Origin of the sequence: Tepidibacter mesophilus, from assembly GCF_002724055.1 — a bacterium.
Lineage (GTDB): Bacteria > Bacillota > Clostridia > Peptostreptococcales > Peptostreptococcaceae > Tepidibacter_A > Tepidibacter_A mesophilus.
Genome location: NZ_BDQY01000072.1, coordinates 1 through 523, shown reverse-complemented (window position 1 = coordinate 523; position 523 = coordinate 1). Strand labels below are relative to the sequence as shown.

Annotated in this window: 1 protein-coding gene; it reads right to left on the bottom strand. The window is 26.0% G+C overall.

Annotated features, from left to right (window positions below; all coding sequences use genetic code 11):
* Window positions 1–273 precede the first annotated feature (273 nt).
* Window positions 274–523 (bottom strand): hypothetical protein (locus Tmeso_RS15880; RefSeq protein WP_145993182.1); only part of this gene is annotated, 250 nt, incomplete at its 5' end.

Genomic DNA, 523 nt, shown 5'->3' with positions numbered 1-523 from the left:
TACTATTGTTTTTATTCTGTTGCCAAATCCATCGTAGAAATATCTTGTTTCATCATCATGCTTATTTGTAACTTTTACTAAACTGTTTGTTTCATCAAATTCATATTCATTAAATATTCTACCTTCTATTCTTTTTTGAATAAGATTTCCTCTGTTATCATATATGAATTGTTTTCCTTCGTCTTCATCATCTTTATCGTTTGTTCTTATTAATCTGTTTAGTTTGTCATATTCATAATTTATTTCATCTTTTAATTCAGTTTCTTGATACTCCTACATTTTCACTCTATTTCCTAGAGTATCATATAAATATTTTCTTATTTCTTTATTGTCTTTTACAACCCCTATTAATTGGTTTAGTTCATCATATTGATATGATATTTCTTCCCATTCATCTTCATCATCATCAAGATCATCTTTTTCTTTTACTGCTTTTATTTTATTACCTGCTCCATCATAAGTATATCTGTATCTATCTAATATTTTTCCTTGTGGGTCTATTTGTTTAAGCTCTTTTACATTA